Raw genomic sequence first — 15,008 nt, forward strand, 5'->3', positions numbered from 1 at the left:
GAGCGTAGCGTGCGATGCGGGTGCTTATTCTCGAGGATCAGGCGATCGTTGGCCTCGAGGTCGAGGCGATCGTTCGCGCTCGTCTGCCAGGCGCGACCGTGACGCTCGCCGCCACCATACGCGAGGGCCGGGACGTCGCCCGCGGGACGGTCGACCTCGCCCTCCTCGACATCGATGTCGCTGACGGCAAGACCTACGAACTCGCGTCCGACCTCGATCGCGCGGGCGCGAGGGTCATCTTCGTTTCCGGCTCGACGCGCGCCGACACGCCGCAGGGCCTGACGCATCTCGCGTTCATCTCCAAGCCGTTCTCGCATTTCGAGATCGTGCGGGCGATCGAGGAGGCGTGCGCCGAGGCGCCGCGGGCGCGCCGGACGGAAGACCTCTAGTCCTTGGGCAGCGGCCGCCATGGAGGCGCGAGCCGGGACAGGCCGGCCGAGCCCGCAGCGGTGGCGGCGTCCCGGATCGATTTTCCGTCGAGCACGAGCTCGGGCCTGATCTCGGCCAGGGGCGCCAACACGAAGGCGCGGTTGAACATCTCCTTGTGGGGAACGATCAGCCGCGCAGACGCCACCTTAGCGTCGCCGAGATACAGGATGTCGACGTCGATCACCCGCGGTCCCCAGCGAAAGGTCTTTTCTCGACCGAGCTCCTCCTCGACGGACTGCGTGAAGACGAGAGCCTCCTCGGGCGACATGTCGGTCTCGCCGACCGCGCACGCGTTCGCGAACCAGTCCTGATCGACATAGCCCCAGGGCGCGGTGCGCCACACGGAGGAAGCGGCCAGAAAACGAATCTCGCCGGTGGCGAATACGCGCTCCATCGCGCGATGAAGGTTCGCGACCTTGTCGCCGACATTGCTGCCGAAGCCGAGCCCGATCTCCGTCATGCGCTCAGCGTCCGGCGCCGTCGCGGTCGCGGAAAATCTCCACGCCCACATCCCCGAACACGCCCGCTATGGGCGCGCTCGGCTTATGGATTTCGACCCGGACCCGCTTGATCGGCGCGAAGCTGTCGAGCAGGCGCTGGGCGACCCGCTCGGCGACCGCCTCGATCAGGTTGAGGCTGGGCTCGCCCGCGGCCTGCACCACGGCGTCATAGACGTCCGCGTAGGAGACCGCGGCGGTCGGGTCGTCGGCCCGCGCATAGGCTTGCGCCTCGACCCAGAAGTCGATGTCGAAAACGAAACGCTGGCCGAGCCGGCGCTCTTCCTCGAACACGCCGTGTCGGGCGTGAACGGGAATGCCCCTCAAGAAGATCCGATCGCTCATGTCTCTCGAACTCGCAGCAGGGCAGGCGGTTTCCAACCCGGATCAGACGCGTGGATGAAGCCGGTCATCGTGCGGCGAGCAGCCGGGCGACTGCGACGGCCGGCGCGCAATCCGCCGCCGCTGCGGCGAGCCCCTCGTCCTCCGACCATTCACGCCCGAGGTCGCGATACATGAGGCCGAGCCGGTCCGCCAGTCGACGCGCGAGGAAACGGCCGACGCCGGCGCCGAAGACCGTCGGCGCCCGGCCCGCGTCGGGTCGCGACATGATCAGCGCGGTCGCGTCGCAGAGTCTCCGCAGCATCGCTTCCGCCAGCCAGGCGGCGAGCGCATGCGCCTGGACCTCCGTCTGCGCGTCGAGATCGGCGCCGACCATGCGCAGCAGCCGGCGGGCGCTGGCCGCAGTCGTCTTCGCTCCGCCGTCCGCGGCCGGATGGAGGTCGGCGCCGTCGGGGAGATCGCCCGTCAGCCGGAACACGTCCGCCGTGGTGGCGAAGAACTCCGCCATGGGGGAGATCCACCCGCCGCCGAAGGGCATCCTGGCGGCGAGCGCCATGACGGGCGTCCGTGCGACTCCGAGATAGACCAGCTCGTCGGCCGCCATGCGCCCGGCGTCGTCCGTTCCCCGGGCGAGAACCTCTCCGGACGCGAAGGGAATCAGGTCGCTGGTGGTCGAGCCGATGTCGATCAGCAGCCCGGTCTCGCCGCCCCGGGCGGCGGCCGCGGCTGTCGCGCGCCAGTTCGCGGACGCGATCGCGCTCCAATGCGCCGCCTCTTCGCCAGCCGGCACGAAGCCCGCCGCGCCGGCATAGAAGACGAGCCGGTCCCGCCCGACCAGCGCGCCGACCGCTTCGGAGATCGCCGCGACGCCGGTCTGACGGTCGGTCCAGAGGTCGACGAGTTCGCCCGTCATCGTCACCGCGAAGGACGCGGCGGGCGGGATCTCTGCCTCGAGCGACGCAAACGCCTTCTCGAGTTCATTGAGGCCGCGCCAGAGCGGGCAGGGCGCGATGCGCGCAGCCTCCAGCCGCCCCGCAGGCGTGACCCGCGAGAGCTTGAGGTGCGCCCCGCCGACATCGAGCCCGATGATCGCGCTCACAGCGCGATCTCGACGGGCCGGAGCGCTTCGGCGGACCGTGGGGCCTCGGCGACGAGACCGAGGAGCCCGGCCGGGTTCAGTCCGAGGGCTCCGCGAAGCCCCGCATAGGCCGTGGTCACCCGCGGATTGATCTCGATCACCGTCGCGCCCTCCGGGCGCAGGACGAGGTCGATCCCGAAGAAGCCATCAAGGCCCGGGACAGCTCGCCAGACTCTTTGCGCAAGAGCGTCCAGATCCCGGTCGGCCGGAACAGCGCCGACCGTCAGCCCATTGAAGCGGAAGACGCCGTCCTGGATCGCGACATGCTGATCGTTCGCTGCCAGCACCGAGACGGACCCGCCGGCTCCAAGGCAGGTCAGGCTCGCGGCTGCGCCAGGCTCGTAGCGTTGCACGATGTGGTCAGGGCCCAGCGCGCCGGGAGCAGGGCGGTCGGTCCAGAACCGGGTCGAGCCGCACCCTGCGCCGTCATCAGGCTTGCTGATGAACGGACCTGCTTCGCCGGCGGGGATCGAATCAGGGCTCCAGACAGCGGGCGTCGGAACGCCATGCGCAAGCAGACGCTCCGCAGTGAGGCGCTTGCTCGCCGAGATCTGGATCGCCGGAAGGGTGGGGCCGAGCACGCGCGCGCCGGCGGCGTCGCAGAGCCTCCAGAGCCGTTCCAGAACGCCGTCGGTCTCCGGCGCCACGATGCAGGCGAGATCAGCCGCGCCAGCGAGCGCTTCCCAGATTTCCCAGCAATCCTGCTCGGCCTCGACGGCGACGCATTCTGCGCCGGGCGGAGTCGGCAGCCGGCCGTCACAGGTCACGACGGCTTCGACGCCAGGCAGCTCCGAAAAGTCCCGCGCCAGCGCGTCGCGCATCAACAGGCCTTCGCGCGCCAGCGAGGCGGGAAGGGCGTCCCGCCGCATTCCGCCGCCCGTCACGAATTCGCATATGAAGACCCGCATCACGCCGCCGATCCTTGGTCGAGCCCCCCGCCCGACCGCGAGGGCTTAGCCGAAAAGCAGCGGCGCCTCACCTCCCGAATCATGAGGCCAGCAATGGACGTCGTTCCGGTGATCGACCTCATGGGCGGCCAGGTGGTGCATGCGCGCCGCGGAGAGCGGGGCGCCTACCAGCCGATCCATTCCCCGCTCGTCGAGGGCGCCCGGCCGCAGGCCGTCGCCGAGGCGCTGCTCGCGCTCGCCCCGTTCCGAAGGCTTTACGTCGCGGATCTCGACGCAATTCGCGGAATGGGCGGCCACGACGCGGTCATCGCCGAGATCGCCGACGCCCATCCGGAGCTCGAGATCTGGGTCGACCGCGGGGAGACCGATCCGGACGCACTCGGCCGGCGCGCCCAGGCCGGCCCCGGCGTGAGCGTCATCGGCAGCGAGTCGTTCAAGGACGCGGAAGCGCTGAGAAGCGCCTGCAGGGCTTCGGGAGGCGTGCTGTCGCTCGATCACGATGCGAACGGGCCGATCGGACCCGCTGATGCGCATGATGATTCGTCGTTCTGGCCCGACCGGGTCATCGTCATGACCCTGGCCCGCGTCGGCGCGGATGCGGGGCCCGACATCAGCCGGTTGCAGGATGTGCTGGGCCGGGCCGAGGACCGCCGCGTCTACGCCGCAGGCGGCGTGCGCGGCGCCCACGATCTCGCGGCGCTCTCCGCGCTGGGGGTGGCGGGCGCTCTGGTCGCGAGCGCCCTGCATGGCGGCAGGCTCAGCCGCGAGGCTCTGGCGGAGGCGCTTCGAGGCGAGCGGTGAACAGCGCCGCGACGGTGAGGTCGGCGGTGGTGCCGGGGTTCAGGCCCTTGGCCTTCAGGTGCAGGTCGAACGCGTCGAGCGCCCGCTCCCGGTCCTCGCGGAAGTCGAGGCTCTCGGCGAAGGCGGCCGCCTCGCGCCGAAGCGTCTCGGCGACCTCGGCTCCGAACTTCCGGACGACGTGGCTGTCCGGGAAAAGGCTGAGCAGGCCAAGATAGACGTCCTCGACCGCCTCCCGACCAGAACGACGCGCCTGATAGGCCGCCGCGGCGGCGAACACGTCCTCGAAGTCGTTGACGTACTGCAGGGCGATCCGGTCGCGGCTCGCCGCGGCCGCCATGGCCTCGCGGAGAGTGATGGTCGGCGGCTCGGCGACGTCATGCTCGTCGGCGCGTCCGAGCCCGCCCGGATTGGCGGCCGCGATCGCCCGGTAGGCGGCTTCGGCGTCCTCCACGGTCAGTCGCTCCAGAACCCGGGCGAGCGCCGGCCTCAGGGGCTCTCCCGGACCGCGCTCGAACGCAGCATGCGCGAGGGGGGCGCAGAGCAGCACGATGCCCAGATTGGCGTTGCAGCCGACCGCCGCGAGCGAGGCCCTGACGGCGCCTTCGATCCGCTCGCCGACGGTGCGGCCGGCGACCAGACGCACCGCGGCCACTTCGGCCGCGCGTTCGAAGGTCGCGGCGGTCATGCCGTGACCTTCGCGGAAATTGTGGACGTTGCCGGGCTTCAGCGCTGCGAGTTCGGCGCGGCAGGCGTCCCGAAACGCGGCCGCGACCGCCGCCATGTCCCAGCTTGACTCAGGCGGCATCGGGACGCGCGAGGCGCTCGGACATGTCGCGCGCAAGCGCGCCGGCGACGTCGACGCCAGTCGCCTCCCACAGTCCTTTCCAGGCCGGCATCGAATTCACCTCAAGGATCAGGAAGCGGCCGTCCTCGGACTCGATCAGGTCGACGCCGGCATAATCGGCGCCGACCGCCGCGGCGGCCTTCACCGCAAGCGCCGCCGCCTCTCCGTCGGTCGCCGCCGGCTCTCCCGCGGCTCCCTGGAAGATGTTGGTGATCCAGCCTTCCGAACGCCGGATCATCGCCCCGATCGGCCGCCCGTCGAGCACGAACACGCGCCAGTCGTGCGCCCCGCCCGCGATTCGGGAACCGCGGCTCGCCACGAACTCCTGGAGATAGTAGACGCCGCCGACGGCGTCCGGCTCCGGCAGGGCGTCGCCCGGCGCGAGCCGGATGAGGCCCTTGCCCTGGGCGCCGAACAGCGGCTTCAGCACGGCGTCGCCGGCCATCCGGTCGAACGCCGCCTGCGCCATGTCGCGCCGTTCGAACACCGCGGTGCGCGGGGTGGGCAGCCCCGCATGCGCGAGCGCGAAGGTCGTCATCGACTTGTCGACGCAGACTTCGATCGCACGTGCGTCGTTCACGACGCGGACGCCCGCCGCCCGCGCGGCGTGCAGAAAGCCGAGCCGCGCGGTGATCTGTTCCGTCGTGCCCCCGGGAATGAGCCGCACGAAGATCGCGCCCGGCAGCCGCCCGTCCAGTTCGGGGAAGGACAGGCCGGGCGCGCCGGGCGCGACGTCGAAGCCGCATTCGGTCATCGACAGGATCGTCGGGCGCAGGCCTTCGCGCGCCATGGCGGCGGCGAGGCCCTTGCTGTGCCAGTCAGCCTTCTCCGTGAAGATGACGACGGCGTCTTCGACGATCATTCCCGTGCTCTCCGCTCCGGCGATCAGCCGCCGAAGGAACGCTCGATCAGCGCCGGCTCGTAGGCGCCGGCGGTGAAGCTCTTGCCGGTCGAGAGCGCGGTCACGGTCACGAGGGCGGGCGAGAACAGGCCGGCGTCACAGGCGTAGAAGTCGTAGTTGTAGCCCGCGAACACCTCGCCGAAGGGCCGGCCGTGGTCGCGCGAGGTCGAGGACGGCAGCCCGTTCGCGAGCTGCTCCGCCTCATCTTCCGGACCCTCGACATAAAGGGCGATCTCGCCGCCGTAGAGCACGGCGTCATTGGTGCGGCCCATGGCGGTGAGGAAGTCTGCGCCCGGAGGCGGGACCGGCGCGGTGCCGAAGCCGTCGACGATCCGCTCCAGCGGGAAGTGGATCGTGTGCGCCTTGTGGAGCGCGACCTCGAGCACGCGGCCGACGACCTGGACCGTGCCGGCGAGGCTCGACGTCGGCGTGAGGATCAGGGTGAGCTTGTCCTCAGCCACGCCGCAATCCTTGGCGATCTGCGCGATCAGCGTGTCCGGCGGCCGCTTGTCGACCTCGAGCACGAGAGCGGCGCTGTCCGAGGCGTCCTTGTAGGCGAGCTCCTCGTAAAGCGTCTCCTTGGCCGCGAGAGCGCGGCCCGGGCCCGAGCCGAGGGCGAAGAAGTCGCCCTCCGAAAGGCTCCATCCAGCGTACTGGCTGCCGAGACACGCGATCACCGGATCAGCCGTCGTCACATGGACGGCCTGGCCCCAGCGCTTGAAGCGCACGTCGGACTGGAAGGTCGCGCGGCCGAGGCCGCCGAGGCAGATCTCGATGATCCGGCGGCCGGCTTCGAGGCCGCCGCGCACCGCGATTCCCGCGTCGACGATGCGCGCGCCCGTCGCGGTGCGGTCGACCGCGAGACGCAGAGTCTCCGCGTCCTGCACGAGCGCCTCGACGAGCGGGGCGGAGAGTTTTCCGACGCTGGGCTTGGCTGTCATCCGGACACCATGGTGAGTTGGCCGCACGCCCTCGGGATTGCGGCGCGAAGCGATGCGAGAAGCGAGGCGCGCCGCTCGAAGAACAGAGCGCGAGCCGCGGAGGGCGAGCCGCCGGCGGCGATGACCGTGCATAGGGGCGCGCCAGCGGGGACGCTGTCCTCGCATGCGGGCCAGTCCGCCGTCCAGACCGGCCTTCGAAGGGAGGCCACGGAGGTCGGCGCCTCCGCGTAGACGACGCCCGCCGCCTGCGCGCATGGAAAGTCGAAGCTGGCCGAGGGCAGCGCGCCCTCGCAGGCGGCGAGGTGAAGCCCGAGAAGCGCAGGGGAAGGCGCGCGGTCGAAGACGTCGAGCGTCGCGCCCGGCCGCGGATTGATCTCGAGCAGCCAGAAGGCGGCGTCGGCGTCGGAGACGAGCAGGTCAGCGCTCGCGAGGCCGACGAGGCCGGTGGCCGCGACGATACGGCTCAGCGCGGCGCCGACCCTCCCGGCGACGGCCGCGTCGAGCGCGACGGGTCCGACGGCCCCGCCATAGCGGAAGGGAGCGGAGGGGGTCGGATCAGCCCATTGTTCGGAGAAGCTGACGACTTCGGCCTGCCGTCCGTCGCTCAGGAAGAGCGCCGAGACTGGGCGGCCGTTCACCTGCTTCTGGAAGTATCGTCCGCGCCCCGGAAGCCCCTCGGCCGCCCTGATGTGCGCCCCGCCGGCGCCGCCGCGGCGCTTTGACAGAATCTGCTCGCCGGCCGCAGCCACGAGCTCCGGGTGAGGCACGCCGAGCTCCGCGAGCAGCGTGGCGAAGCGGACAGGATCCTTCAGCAGCCGCACCGTCGCGGGCGCGGCGCCGATCAACGGGTTGCGCGCCCGGAGCGCGCTCATCATCCGGGGCGCGTGCTCGAATCCGGCGCCGAGCACGACCGGCAGGCCCTTCGGGACGTTCTCTTCCAGCGCGATCGACAAAGCCCGCGGGTCGAAGCCCAGGCTGCGCCGCGCGGCGCGGACCCGCGCGGCCTTCACGGCGTGTTCGCTCGTATCGGCGTCGGCGAACAGATCGAGCGCGATCGCCCTCAATCCCGCGCGCCTCGCGGAGCGGGCGAGCGCCCGCGCCGACAGAGCTATGAGGGCGACGTCGTAGGCGTCACTCGGAGAGCGTGCGCGCGAGTTCATAGGCCTCCAGGAAGCCGATCCGCAGAGCGACGTCGCTCTCCCGGATCCGCTTCAGCATCCGGTGCTGCACCTGATACTTGATCTGGCCGATGACCAGCGCGCCGATCCCGACGCCGTACGGCAGCGCGACGCCGTCGTCGTTCGAGCCGACCCCTTCGATGCCGGTCGGCGGGACCGCGTTGATGTCGGCCGCGACCAGCAGGTTCTTCGCCGATTCAAGGACATCCTTCGAGATGACCTGAACGCCCGCCGAGGCGGCGGTCAGGATCACCTCCGCGTCCGCGACCAGCTTCTTCTTGTCCTCGTCGCTTGTCGCGACGGCGCAGTCGAGCGTGACCCCGAACCGCTTCTTGAAGTCGATCGCCTTCAGCTGGACGTCTTCGATGATCATGTGCCCGACCATCGTGACGTGCGCCCCGGCCTGGGCTGCGATCACGGCCGCGATGCCGCCGATGATTCCGGTGGCGCCGTAGACCTGGACGCGCGCGCCCTCGAGGCCCTTTTCACGCTTGCCGAGCAGGTGCTTCTCGACCTGCGCGATCATCGCCGCCGCCGTCGTGAAGGCTCCCGCCGGGTCGGCGAAGATCGAGATCTCGAAGGGCGGGAACAGAGCGGACGCGGCGGCCGCCATCTGGTCGAGCGCGAGGCTCGCGTCCTTGCCGCCGATGAACAGCACGGTCCGCTTGGCGTCCGACGGCGCGCGGCTGAACATCGCGTCCTGGGTCAGCGGCACGACGTCCTTGAGCTCGACCCCGACATAGGTCGCGATGTCGTGGAAGCCCGCGTCGACCGCCATGTTCACGTCGAACGGGCTCGTGTGCCTGAGCGGCGTGATCATGTGGAGAATCGGTGCGGCGTCGGACATTCGGTGTCTCCTGTGGAGCTCAGACGGTGGCGCCAAGCGCCAGCGCAGGCGCGAGGTCGATCGTGGCGCCGTGATTGTTTCCCCGGACGACGTCGAAGACCAGATTCGGGCGGTCGGAGAAACGTCGCCTCAGGTCGTGCGCTGCGGCGTCAGCCGCGGCGGCGTCGCCATAGACCGCGAAGCCAGTCGGCCCCCACGAACTCTGACCGACGCCCGGGACGCCGTCCGCCTCGATGATCTGGAGCGCCTCCGCGACGTCGGGACTCGTGAAGCGGCCGCCCTGGAACGGCGCGAAGTGGTCGCCCAGCCGACGCTGGATCTCGCCGACCGCGCGCCCGAAGCCGATCGCGTCGCCTTCGGCCGCGGCCGGCAGGGCGGCCATGACGGTGAGCCGGCAGAGGTGGTCGGCGAGCGCCTCCGGGAACGGCGGCAGTTCCTCCATCGCCTGGATCTCGTCGCCTCCGCTCAGCCCCACGCGGCCGCCATCGAAGATGAGGAGAATCCTCCACGCCTCCGGAATCGGCAGCCGCGACAGCAGCGGGGGTGGCTGGCGACGCGGTCCCGAGACGGGCTTGCCGCCGTCGAGCAGGATTCCTCCGCCCTGGAAGGCGCCGAGGCCGATGCTCGATCGGGCCCCGCGGCTCAGAGCGTGCGCGACGTCCCGGGCGTCGATGGCCTTGCCGCTGAGGGCGCAAGCTCCGACCCCGACGGCGAGCGCGAGCTGGGTGCCGGAGCCGAGGCCGCTATGCGCAGGAAGCGCCGCCTCGACGGTGATCTTGACGTTCTCGCCGAGCCCGAACTCGGCCGCGGCGCATTTCAGCGCCTTCTCCGCGCGAGCGGCGTCCGGACCGCTCGCGGCCAGCGCCGCGGCGTTCTCCATCAGGACCCGCGTCACAGGTCGCTCCAGCGTCAGGCCGAGGCTGCCGAACCGCCTGCCCAGTGAGCCGTTGAGGTCGAGAAATCCGATATGCAGCCGGCCCGGCGCGATGACGCGCACCGCCCGGAGGGCGCGCGAGGGGTCGCCGTCCAGGCGATTTTGCGGGGTGACTCTCATGGCGTTTCCGGCGGCACCTTATTCGCCGCGGGCCGCGCTCGCCAACCTCGCTCCTTGGCCTAAGTCGCTATCGGACGAAACGTCGCGACGCGTTGCGCCGGCTCAAAGCGCTGTGTAAGCCTCGCGCCACTTCCAGTGTTTTGGGGCTCCGTCCGCCAATGGCCGAACGAAAAGCCGTCATTCCGCCAGATCAGGTGGAGGCCCGCCTCGCCGCCGAGCTGCCCAAGTGGCGGCTGGAGGACGGCTGGATCCGGCGCACCTACAAGACCCAGAGCTGGAAGAGCACGCTGATGGTGATCAACACCGTCGGCCATCTTGCGGAGGCCGCGTGGCATCATCCGGACCTCACCGCCTCCTACGCCTGGGTGGAGGTGCGGCTGATGTCCCACGACGCCAAGGGAATCACAGATCGCGACTTTGAGCTCGCGAAGAAGATAGAGAGCGTCATTCAATGGCAGCCCGGCTTGGAAGGCGGCGCGCTCGAGGGCACGCCGCAGGGCGACCAGCGCTTCGCGTATGTGAAGTATGACTGACGTGTCCAGCGGCGGCGTTACGCATCACGACGTCGTATGCCCGTTCTGCGGTTTGGGCTGCGACGACGTCTCGCTTACGGTTCGGGGGAACGCTGTCGAGGCCGGGGAGGGCGCCTGCGGGCGCGCCGCCGCGCTGTTCCGGCGCTCGGCCGATCCCGCGCCCTCGGCGCGCGTGATGGGCCGCGAGGTGGCCCTCGACGAGGCGCTGGCCGCCGCCGCGGAGCTGGTCTCCGCCGCGCGGTCGCCGGTCTATGGCGGGCTCGGCACGGACGTCGACGGCGTCAGGGCGCTGATCAAGCTCGCCAGCAAGACGGGCGGCAGCGTCGATCACTATGCTTCGACGGGCCTGTTCCGGAACCTCTCGACCTCCCAGCGCAAGGGCTGGATCGCGACCACGCTCGCGGAGGTCCGCAACCATTGCGACCTTCTGGTGGTGATCGGTCCCGACCCCTCGGAGGCGTTCCACCGGCTCTACAACCGGATCACGCCGCCGACCGGCCGCTTCATCAAGGGCAAGCGCAAGGTCGTGTTCCTCGGTGGCGCGCCGTCCGATGAGGCGCGCGCTCAGCTTGAGGGCGTGGAGATCCAGACGATCGCCGTTCCGGAAGGCGAGCTTCTCGATGCGCTGTCGCGTCTGCAGGGGCTGCTCTCGGACGCTCCGGCGGTGCCGGGCGGCCCCGATCTCGCCGCGCTCGCGGAGGGGCTCAAGGGCGCGCATTACGGGGTGCTGGCCTGGAGCGCCGGAATGCTCGGCGGGGACGGCGACCTGATCGTGGAGCGAGCCTCGATCATCGTCGACATCCTGAACGTCGACACCCGCGCCGCCTGTCTGCCGCTCGCGGGCCGGGACAATCTGATCGGCGCGAACCAGGCGTTCCTGTGGAACATCGGCTTCCCGCTGCGGACCGCGTTCCGCGGCGGCCAGGCCGACCACGACCAGCTGCTCAACAGCACGGAAGAAGCGCTTAAGTCCGGCGATCTGCTGATCTGGACCTCGGCTTTCCGGCCGGAGCAGCCGCCCGCCTTCGAGGGCCAGCTGGTCGCCTTCGCGCATCCCGACACGATCTTCGAGCGCGAGCCGGAGGTGTTCGTGCCGGTCGGTCAGCCCGGCCTCGATCATCGCGGGCTCGCGTTCCGCACCGACACCGTGGTGAGCATTCCCCTCGGGCATTATCGCGACGCCGGCCTGCCGAGCATCGCGATGGTGGCCAAGGGTCTTCGGGAGCGTCTGTCATGAGCGCCGTGCGCATCACCGGCGGCAAGGTCCTCGATCCGGCGAACGGCGAAGTCGGGGTCGAGCGCGACGTCTTCATCCAGGACGGCCGCATCGCCGCGTCCGGAGCGGTGGGCGAGGGCGTGACCGAGACGATCGACGCCAAGGGCGGCGTCGTCATGGCCGGCGCGATCGACATCCACACCCATATCGCGGGCGGCAAGTCGAACATCGCGCGTCTGCTGATGGTCGAGGAGCAGCGGGCGATCCGCGAGCCCGCGGGCCCGTTCTGCGCCTGCGGCGGCGGGCTTTCGACCATGACCGCGCACGCCACCGGCTGCCGGTACGTGGAGATGGGCTACACGGCGGCATTCGAACCCGCCGTGGTCGGCGCCAATGCGCGGCACATGCATTACGAGATGGGCGACATCCCGTTCCTCGACACCGGCGGCTATCTGGTGCTGGGCAACGATGACTTCCTGCTCGATCTGATCGCCAGCGGCGCGGGTCAGCAGGCCGTCAACGACTATGTCGCCTGGATGCTCGCCGCGACCAAGTGCATGGCGATCAAGATCGTCAATCCGGGCGGCATCAACGCCTTCAAGTTCAACGCGCGCAGGCTCGACCTCGACGAGGCCAACCCGCATTACGAGATCACCCCGCGCAAGATCCTCACCACGCTCATCCGGGCGGTGACCGAGCTCGGGCTGGCGCATCCGATTCACCTGCACGGCTGCAATCTCGGCGTGCCGGGCAACGAGCAGACCACGCTCGACACGATCGCGGCGACCGAGGGCCTCCCCCTGCACATGACGCATGTGCAGTTCCACTCCTACGGGACCGAGGGCGACCGGAAGTTCTCCTCCGGAGCGGCCAAGATCGCCGAGGCCGTGAACAAGAACCCGAACATCTCGATCGACGTCGGCCAGATCATGTTCGGCCAGACCGTGACGGCTTCCGCCGACCTGATGTCGCAACACCGCAACCGCGGCATCGCCACGCCGAAGCGCTGGATCGGCATGGACATCGAGATGGACGCGGCCTGCGGGATCGTGCCCTTCGAGTACAAAGACAAGTCCTTCGTCAACGCGCTGCAGTGGGCCATCGGGCTGGAGCTGTTCCTGCTGGTCGAGGACCCCTGGCGGATCTTCCTGACGACCGACCACCCCAACGGCGCTCCCTTCACCACCTATCCGCATCTGCTGCGGCTGCTGATGGACAAGCCGTTCCGCGACGAGCAGTTCGCCAAGCTGCCGAAGTCGGCGCGCAAGCACTCCATCCTCAATGAGCTGAAGCGGGAATACACGCTCGAGGAGATCGCGATCGTCACCCGGGCGGCGCCCGCCAAGATCCTCGGCCTGACCGATCGCGGACATCTCGGGGCCGGCGCCGCCGGCGACGTCGTGATCTATCGCGACGATCCCGACCGCGAGGCGATGTTCTCCAAGGCCGAGTACGTCCTGAAGGACGGGCGGGTCGTGGTGAAGGACGGCGAGATCGTCGACGTCGTCTATGGCCGCACCCACTCGGTCGCTCCCGACTACGACAAGAGCATGGACGCCAAGCTCGACCGCTGGTTCGACCAGGCGATCGGCTTCAAGGCCAAGACCTTCAAGATGCGGGACCACGAGATCCGCGACGGACAGGGCACGGTCGTGCACGCCACCAAGAGGTCCGCATGATCCTCAACGGCGTCGAGATCCGCGACAGCTTCGCGGAGGCGTTCCCGATGGTCGGGACGCGTTTGATCATCACGGCGGACACGCCGCGCTGGGCGATGACCGCCGCGAAGACCATGACGGGCTTCGCGACCTCGGTGATCGGCTGCGGCTGCGAGGCGGGCGTGGAGCGCGTCGTTCCGGCCGAGGAGACGCCGGACGGACGGCCCGGCGTCGCCGTGCTCATCTTCGCGATGGACATCAAGGGGCTGAAGGCGGTCGTGCCGCTCCGCATCGGGCAGTGCGTGCTGACCTCGCCGACCTCGGCCTGCTTCGCCGGCATGACCGGCGGCGACACGGTCTCCATCGGCAAGGCGCTGCGCTATTTCGGCGACGGCTGGCAGATCGCCAAGAACGTCGACGGGCGCAGGATCTGGCGCATTCCGGTGATGGAAGGCGAGTTCGTCTGCGACCATGAGAGCGGCACCGTGTCCGGGGTCGGCGGCGGGAACATCCTGATCCTCGCGACCTCGCGCGGCGAGGCGCTCGCCGCCGCCGAAGCCGCCGTCGACGCCATGGAAAAGGTCGAAGGCTGCATCCTGCCGTTCCCGGGCGGCGTGGTGCGGTCCGGCTCGAAGGTCGGCTCGAAGTACAAAGGCATGTTCGCCTCCACCAACAACTTCTACTGCCCGACGCTGCGGGCGCAGACGCCGACGCAGCTTCCGCCGGAGGTCGCCTCGGTGATGGAGATCGTGATCGACGGAGTCTCGCCGGAAGCGGTCTCGGCCTGCACGCGCGCCGGCATCGAGGCGGTCGTCGCGCTCGGCCGCGCCAAGGGCGTGGTGGCGATCGACGCCGGAAACTACGGCGGCAACCTCGGGCCGTTCCACTTCAAGCTGCGGGAGATCATGGCGTGACCGGCGTGATCCTCACCGCGCGCGGCGACTTCGAAGCCCGCGTCGACCTGACTGGCGTGCTGCCCGGCGCAGACGGCGGCCTCGCTAAGCGCGCGATCCCCTATGGGGGCCGCGTGGTGGAGCTGGGCGAACTGTTCGACGTCTCGGGCTCAGGCGCCGAGCGGCTGACGATCGAGGGCGGCGACGCCCGCCTCGACGGCGTGGGCGCGGGTCTCTCCGAGGGAGAGATCGTCGTCCGCGGCGACGTCGGCGCGCGGCTGGGCCACAAGATGAGCGGCGGCATGATCTCCGTGAAGGGATCCGCCGGCGCTTACGCGGCGAGCGAGATGTCGGGCGGCAAGATCGCGATCGGCGGCGACGCCGGCGAGCGCCTCGGCGCGGCCGCTGACGGCAGCCGGCGCGGCATGAGCGGCGGGGTCGTGATCCTCGGCGGCTCCGCCGGCGCCCGCTCCGCGGAGAGGCTGCGCGGAGGCGTCGTCGTGATCGAGGGCGACGCCGGCGAAGGCGCGGCTTCCGATCTGATCGCCGGCACCGTCGCGGTCGGCGGCAGGCTCGCCGGCGGCGCCGGCCGCGGCATGAAGCGCGGGACGCTGTTTCTCCGGTCGCCGGAGGGGCTGTCGGGCGGCTTCAGGGACGCAGGCGAGCATGACCTCGTCCTGCTTCGGGTGCTCGTCCGGCGCTCGGCGGAGCTTGCGGCCTTCCTCGGCCCTGACATCACCCGCGCCCATCGTTTCGCGGGCGACCTCTACGCGGGCGGAAAGGGCGAAGCGCTCGTGGTGGCGCCGTCCGGCCGGATGTGAGTCCGGA

General features: G+C 70.3%; 17 protein-coding genes. 7 read left to right on the forward strand and 10 right to left on the reverse strand.

Features of this window, described 5'->3' with window-relative positions; translation table 11 throughout:
• Nucleotides 1-14 precede the first annotated feature (14 nt).
• Nucleotides 15-389, forward strand: a complete 375-nt coding sequence (locus tag GGR24_RS04305) for a response regulator (protein ID WP_183394016.1) — start codon at nucleotides 15-17, stop codon at nucleotides 387-389.
• Here GGR24_RS04305 and folK read toward each other — a convergent pair.
• The 4 genes from folK to GGR24_RS04325 form a co-directional block, all read right to left on the reverse strand.
• A complete protein-coding gene (gene folK / locus GGR24_RS04310; protein WP_183394017.1) occupies nucleotides 386-889 on the reverse strand; it encodes a 2-amino-4-hydroxy-6-hydroxymethyldihydropteridine diphosphokinase in 504 nt (167 codons plus the stop codon). The genes GGR24_RS04305 and folK overlap by 4 nt on opposite strands.
• Before the next feature lie 4 nt (nucleotides 890-893).
• Complete coding sequence (folB, locus tag GGR24_RS04315; RefSeq protein ID WP_183394018.1) at nucleotides 894-1,271, reverse strand: dihydroneopterin aldolase; 378 nt, start codon at nucleotides 1,269-1,271, stop codon at nucleotides 894-896.
• A 64-nt stretch (nucleotides 1,272-1,335) separates the two neighbouring features.
• Complete coding sequence (locus GGR24_RS04320; protein WP_183394019.1) at nucleotides 1,336-2,367, reverse strand: hydantoinase/oxoprolinase family protein; 1,032 nt, start codon at nucleotides 2,365-2,367, stop codon at nucleotides 1,336-1,338.
• Complete coding sequence (locus GGR24_RS04325) at nucleotides 2,364-3,314, reverse strand: ATP-grasp domain-containing protein (RefSeq protein WP_183394020.1); 951 nt, start codon at nucleotides 3,312-3,314, stop codon at nucleotides 2,364-2,366. Before GGR24_RS04325 ends, GGR24_RS04320 begins: the two co-directional genes overlap by 4 nt.
• Nucleotides 3,315-3,407: 93 nt before the next feature.
• On the opposite strand from GGR24_RS04325, the gene GGR24_RS04330 reads away from it, so the two are divergent.
• Nucleotides 3,408-4,115, forward strand: a complete 708-nt coding sequence (locus tag GGR24_RS04330; RefSeq protein WP_183394021.1) for a HisA/HisF-related TIM barrel protein — start codon at nucleotides 3,408-3,410, stop codon at nucleotides 4,113-4,115.
• Here GGR24_RS04330 and GGR24_RS04335 read toward each other — a convergent pair.
• Genes GGR24_RS04335 through GGR24_RS04360 form a run of 6 tightly spaced genes read right to left on the reverse strand, consistent with a single transcriptional unit; the run spans nucleotide 4,072 to nucleotide 9,880 of the window.
• A complete protein-coding gene (locus GGR24_RS04335; RefSeq protein WP_246397931.1) occupies nucleotides 4,072-4,920 on the reverse strand; it encodes a triphosphoribosyl-dephospho-CoA synthase in 849 nt (282 codons plus the stop codon). The two genes, GGR24_RS04330 and GGR24_RS04335, sit on opposite strands and share 44 nt — an antisense overlap.
• On the reverse strand, nucleotides 4,910-5,821 hold the full coding sequence (locus GGR24_RS04340; protein ID WP_183394022.1) for an ATP-grasp domain-containing protein: 912 nt from the start codon (nucleotides 5,819-5,821) through the stop codon (nucleotides 4,910-4,912). Before GGR24_RS04340 ends, GGR24_RS04335 begins: the two co-directional genes overlap by 11 nt.
• A 23-nt stretch (nucleotides 5,822-5,844) precedes the next feature.
• On the reverse strand, nucleotides 5,845-6,801 hold the full coding sequence (mch, locus tag GGR24_RS04345; RefSeq protein ID WP_183394023.1) for a methenyltetrahydromethanopterin cyclohydrolase: 957 nt from the start codon (nucleotides 6,799-6,801) through the stop codon (nucleotides 5,845-5,847).
• Nucleotides 6,798-7,961 (reverse strand): ATP-grasp domain-containing protein, encoded by a 1,164-nt coding sequence (locus tag GGR24_RS04350; protein WP_183394024.1) that lies wholly within the window; start codon nucleotides 7,959-7,961, stop codon nucleotides 6,798-6,800. The genes mch and GGR24_RS04350 overlap by 4 nt, the downstream gene beginning before the upstream one ends.
• The gene (locus GGR24_RS04355; RefSeq protein WP_183394025.1) at nucleotides 7,933-8,826 is read right to left on the reverse strand and encodes an NAD(P)-dependent methylenetetrahydromethanopterin dehydrogenase; all 894 of its coding nucleotides are present in this window, start codon (nucleotides 8,824-8,826) and stop codon (nucleotides 7,933-7,935) included. The genes GGR24_RS04350 and GGR24_RS04355 overlap by 29 nt, the downstream gene beginning before the upstream one ends.
• Nucleotides 8,827-8,845: 19 nt before the next feature.
• Nucleotides 8,846-9,880 (reverse strand): beta-ribofuranosylaminobenzene 5'-phosphate synthase family protein, encoded by a 1,035-nt coding sequence (locus GGR24_RS04360; protein ID WP_183394026.1) that lies wholly within the window; start codon nucleotides 9,878-9,880, stop codon nucleotides 8,846-8,848.
• 158 nt (nucleotides 9,881-10,038) lie between these two features.
• Here GGR24_RS04360 and GGR24_RS04365 point away from each other — a divergent pair, with 158 nt between their 5' ends.
• From GGR24_RS04365 to GGR24_RS04385, 5 genes are read left to right on the forward strand one after another with little or no spacing between them, the layout of a single operon-like run.
• A complete protein-coding gene (locus GGR24_RS04365) occupies nucleotides 10,039-10,413 on the forward strand; it encodes a 4a-hydroxytetrahydrobiopterin dehydratase (RefSeq protein ID WP_183394027.1) in 375 nt (124 codons plus the stop codon).
• A complete protein-coding gene (locus GGR24_RS04370; RefSeq protein ID WP_183394028.1) occupies nucleotides 10,406-11,650 on the forward strand; it encodes a molybdopterin-binding domain-containing protein in 1,245 nt (414 codons plus the stop codon). Before GGR24_RS04365 ends, GGR24_RS04370 begins: the two co-directional genes overlap by 8 nt.
• The gene (locus tag GGR24_RS04375; protein WP_183394029.1) at nucleotides 11,647-13,308 is read left to right on the forward strand and encodes a formylmethanofuran dehydrogenase subunit A; all 1,662 of its coding nucleotides are present in this window, start codon (nucleotides 11,647-11,649) and stop codon (nucleotides 13,306-13,308) included. The genes GGR24_RS04370 and GGR24_RS04375 overlap by 4 nt, the downstream gene beginning before the upstream one ends.
• Complete coding sequence (gene fhcD / locus GGR24_RS04380; protein WP_183394030.1) at nucleotides 13,305-14,201, forward strand: formylmethanofuran--tetrahydromethanopterin N-formyltransferase; 897 nt, start codon at nucleotides 13,305-13,307, stop codon at nucleotides 14,199-14,201. The genes GGR24_RS04375 and fhcD overlap by 4 nt, the downstream gene beginning before the upstream one ends.
• Nucleotides 14,198-15,001, forward strand: a complete 804-nt coding sequence (locus GGR24_RS04385; protein ID WP_183394031.1) for a formylmethanofuran dehydrogenase subunit C — start codon at nucleotides 14,198-14,200, stop codon at nucleotides 14,999-15,001. Before fhcD ends, GGR24_RS04385 begins: the two co-directional genes overlap by 4 nt.
• The last annotated feature ends 7 nt before the right edge of the window (nucleotides 15,002-15,008 follow it).

The sequence above is a fragment of the Hansschlegelia beijingensis genome (assembly GCF_014196425.1).
GTDB classification, from domain to species: domain Bacteria; phylum Pseudomonadota; class Alphaproteobacteria; order Rhizobiales; family Methylopilaceae; genus Methylopila; species Methylopila beijingensis.